Below are 4401 nucleotides of genomic sequence, written 5' to 3' on the forward strand. Positions count from 1 at the left end.
ATTTCAATAGGCAGCAAGGAACTAAAAGTAATTATAACCGCTGCAATAGTGGTCCAGTTTTGGAACGAAAAGAGCATATTGTTTAAACCTTTTGAATAATACGTCCAAAGACTTGTGAAATTTGTATCCAACTTTAATACAAGCTGGTGATCATTTCAATCTCATAATTAATTCTAATTAAAAATTTAAGTTATGAGAAAAATTTACTTTATTATTTTATCAGTATTGTTAACAGCTGGTGTTAATGTACAAACCATGAGTGGTTAGATAACTAACTGGACTAAAGTTGAGAGAAGCGATGTAACAGCTACTGTAAGTGTTGTAAAAGCATCAGATGAAGGCTTGACAGGACCCGAAATTGAGGGCGAATATGTTTTAAAAGTTGTAGTTAATGACTCGGGACTTAGTGGTGGTCAGAGCTTGTCAAATATTGTTTTACGTAACGACAATTATAAATTTTCCGACTATTATAACATCCCGGCAGGGGAAGCGACAACACGTTTTAGTTGGAATGTACTTAAAACTAGTACAACTGACCAGACAGAAAACGATCATGCTGTTAAAATATTTGCATTAAGCCCAGATATAGATGCAGAGACCGAAGTATCAAAGTCACAGGGTGAAAAATTGGTTGGTGAAGATTGGAATTATTTCGATACTCCAAATGGAAAAGTATATAATGAAAATGGAGCTAATGAATTCGACCAAAACAATGTTACAATGAGGTACGAAATTCACATTGGTTACGTAGGCGGAACATATTACGTCGATAACCTAACTTCATCCATAGATAACGCAACTTCAATCCCAACATCTATTGGCAATATAAAAAACAATGACATTAAAATATGGTCATCAAACAGAGCTGTAAAAATTATGAACAAAGCTGGCAAAACTGGTTTAGCTACTGTTTATGATTTAAGTGGTCGTCCTTCAAAGGTATTGAAGATTGATGGGACTTACTATGTGTGGTATACCCGCAGAGATACCAAAACAAAACCTCAGGGGCCAAAAAAGGCAAGTGACAACGTACCTTCATTCGATTGGGATTTGTGCAAAATATGGTTTGCTACCAGTGACGATGGTTTCCATTGGAAAGAGCAAAACGTAGCTATAAAAAGACCTGAAAAACCGGAACCAGGGCATCGCTCGGTTTCAACGCCTGAAATATTGCAATGGAAAGGAAAATACTACCTGTATTACCAGGCCTTGTATGAAGCGCCTGGTTTAAGCGGCGGCGATTATTACCCGGTTACGGCAGCCGTGGCCGATTCTCCGGAAGGCCCTTGGAAACAGGCCGGTAAAATTGTGGTAGAGAACGGACAGGAAGGCGAATGGGATCAGCATGCCATACACGATCCATACCCTTTAATTTACAAAAGAAAGATATACCTGTATTATAAATCGCGCTTTGATAAACAATCGAACCCCAAACGCATTGAGCAGTCACAAGGGTTGGCCATTGCAGAAATTCCCTTTGGCCCCTTTGAGAAACATCCTTTAACCCGGTTCTTAACTCGGGTCATGAAACAGGACTATTCCCCTGGAAAGAAGGTATCGTATCCATGACAAGCCTGACCGGACCGGAGGTGAACACCATTCAGTATGCAGCAGATGGAGTGAATTTTGAGATAGCTGCTATTACGGAGATGATGCCCATCGCACCGGGTCCTTTTGTGCCTGATGCTTTTGCTGATAATGGCGATGGACGTGGTATCACCTGGGGTTTATGTCATATGAATGTTGGTGATCATCATGGCTACTCTCACTGTATACTGGCACGTTTCGATTGCGACCTGAGCAGAAATTTCAACAGACGAATCTTTAAAAAGCAACAAACCCGTTATAGCCCGGAGGTCTTTTTTAAACATGGCTTGGATGGGCAAAGCATGAAAGCAATTCGTGCAAAAACGAAGAAGGAAGACGATACAATTCTTAACCATTAAATAACTTCCGGTAAAGTTAGTTTCAAAGGAGGTTGTCTCAAAAGTGAATTTAAAATACAGACAACTTATAGATTAAAACTTAGCCTTATTTCTACCCCTCCAAACCTCCACTTTAGGGGAATCGAAGATCGACGAAGTCAATTAGGAGTAACAAATATTAAAGTTAGTTACAAATTATAAGTTTCAAAGATTCTTTTTTTGACTTTTGAGAACCTCTTTTTTTATGGAAACAAACATGCAAGTATTTGTGCCACTAAATTAACTGACACAACATGCAATTGGGTTAAAATAAGTATTCTAACCCTCCTATTAAGACATCACTTTGTATACAATCATACATCATTTGGGAGAAAAATACCACTCTTATTCTCTCCCTTCACTTACTTTTATGCTAATTTTTAAAATTAAAGTAATTCTTATGAAAACATTATTAGTAGTTTTTGTATTGTTGGCAATAACAATGACTTCTTTTGCCCAGGATATTCCAAAATACGAGAAGAAAGCTAAAGAGACAGTTGCCTTATATGACAAAATTTGTGAGCTGGATGAAGCAACTGAAAAAGCGCTGTTACCGGTTATGACCGCCAAACACAAGGAACTTATGGAAGTAAAAAAGGCCACTCCCAATGATAAGGAAGCCATTAAGGCGGTTCAGCAAAAATACAGCAAACAGGTAAGAGGTATTATCGGCAAAGAAAACAGCCAAAAAATAGCTGAATACTGGCAAAACCAGAAAAACAAATAATGGAAAATGAATGTCCGTCATTGCATAGAATAAACACAGAGACACAAAGCCACAGAGTTATTTTCTTTTTAAACACAAAACTCTGCGCCTCAGCACCTCAGTGTTATCATTTTATTTTAGAAGCAATTTAATTATTGTTTATGCATGATTGCAGATATTCAAATAACAGAATGAATTATAAAATTGAACAACTTAAATTTTAAGATTATGAAAAAAATTACTTTATTATTACTTTGTATTATGGCTGTCTTTGCGGTTAAAGGACAATCGAACTTATTATCAAACCATCAATTAGAAAACAATATGGATGGCTATGAATATTGGGTTAAAGCAGGTGTAGGAGAGGTAACTGTTGGCGGAACTACTACCAAAACCACAGTAGCACACGATGCAACTGTAGGACATACCGATGGTCAGTATACTACCTTAGGGTCTATAAAAGTAGATTTCCCTGACGGTGCTTCAGTTGGTACTGCAAGATATGATGCTTATGTCAAAAGCACGTGGATTCCGATCGTAAATGGGGAATCATACGGTGTAAGTATTTGGGTAAAAGCTCCTGCAGGCAAAGACGTAGGCGCACGTATCTCTTGGGACAGCGATGATACAAACAACTGGGAAGGCTCAACAGGTGTTCAAGATAAAGTAAATACAACCGGTGGTTGGGAATTATTGTCAAAAACAATTACTCCAATTGAAACAAAGGATGGAGTTGCAGTAAAAAATATTCGACTTGATGTTGCAGGAGGTTTATCCATAGAGGACTATTGGGTAGATAACATGCAAATTTTTGGAGCGGTGCCAACCGGCATTGATGGTGTTGTTGTTGAAAAGCTTAATGTTACCGTAGCACCGGATGGATCGCAATTAGGTATTTTAGGTAACTCAGAAGGTAAGGTAGAGGTCTATAACCTATCCGGGAACCTTGTTAAAAATGTAAGACTAAACGGAGGAAACACAGTATCAATCAGTGATCTTCAATCGGGTATGTACATTGTAAAACTTGGTGACAGAACAGGCAAGTTTGTTAAATAACAAAACATACAATTAATAAGGAAACCGGCTTTTGTAAAGGCCGGTTTTTTTTGTTTCAAAAATAGGCTTATAATTCCTTAGTTAACCGCCTTATAACATAAGCCTACAATTATCCCAAATTTAAATAATACCGATTATACATTAAAATGAGCCTTATTTCACTTCGTTTATAAAACTCAATTAATGTTATATCGGCATTTACCATTGTAGTGAGCAAAATGGCTTTCAGCGCATTTTGACGCACAATTGGTATAATAGTGTCTCGTGAATTTAAGGAGCTGACAAATGATACAGTGATGATGCTTGAAAATTTGGAGATAGTGTTGAACGATATGCACCTTTTTTACACTTTTAAAACGGTATTCTCTATCTCGAAAAGCAACAATAAATCGGGTAATAGAGTTAAAGTAGTCTTTTACTGATCAATCAGAAGAATAAAAAAATGTTGATCGATGCCTGGTACCTGCTCCAATATCATTCTAAAGTATGAATAATTCTTATTCAAAGTTTAAAAGAGAGTATTAGTAATTTGCTCAACTTAATAAATAGAAGGAAGAATAACTATGATATCAGAATAGGGGAGTTGATGGTGATCATCTTAACCTGAATTATTCATAAAAAAGGGATAAGTGTTCCTTGAATCTTCTGAAATATCAGTATTTTCAAGGTGTCCAA

The 4401-nt window shown here is 36.9% G+C and carries 4 protein-coding genes; all 4 read left to right on the forward strand.

Annotated features, from left to right (window positions below):
* The first annotated feature begins 342 nt into the window (after positions 1-342).
* The 4 genes from JIV24_RS21890 to JIV24_RS21905 all read left to right on the forward strand — a co-directional run bounded on the left by JIV24_RS21890 (position 343) and on the right by JIV24_RS21905 (position 3726).
* Positions 343-1569: a family 43 glycosylhydrolase gene (locus JIV24_RS21890; protein WP_200467217.1), complete on the forward strand. Its 1227-nt coding sequence runs from the start codon at positions 343-345 to the stop codon at positions 1567-1569.
* A complete protein-coding gene (locus JIV24_RS21895; RefSeq protein ID WP_200467218.1) occupies positions 1566-1946 on the forward strand; it encodes a glycoside hydrolase family protein in 381 nt (126 codons plus the stop codon). The genes JIV24_RS21890 and JIV24_RS21895 overlap by 4 nt, the downstream gene beginning before the upstream one ends.
* Positions 1947-2364: 418 nt before the next feature.
* Positions 2365-2691 (forward strand): hypothetical protein, encoded by a 327-nt coding sequence (locus tag JIV24_RS21900; RefSeq protein WP_200467219.1) that lies wholly within the window; start codon positions 2365-2367, stop codon positions 2689-2691.
* Positions 2692-2898: 207 nt separating this feature from the next.
* Positions 2899-3726 carry a T9SS type A sorting domain-containing protein gene (locus tag JIV24_RS21905; RefSeq protein WP_200467220.1) on the forward strand — a complete coding sequence of 276 codons (828 nt, stop codon included), beginning with the start codon at positions 2899-2901 and terminating at the stop codon, positions 3724-3726.
* Positions 3727-4401 lie beyond the last annotated feature (675 nt).

The organism is Carboxylicivirga marina (assembly GCF_016612505.1).
Taxonomy (GTDB): Bacteria; Bacteroidota; Bacteroidia; order Bacteroidales; family Marinilabiliaceae; genus Carboxylicivirga; species Carboxylicivirga marina.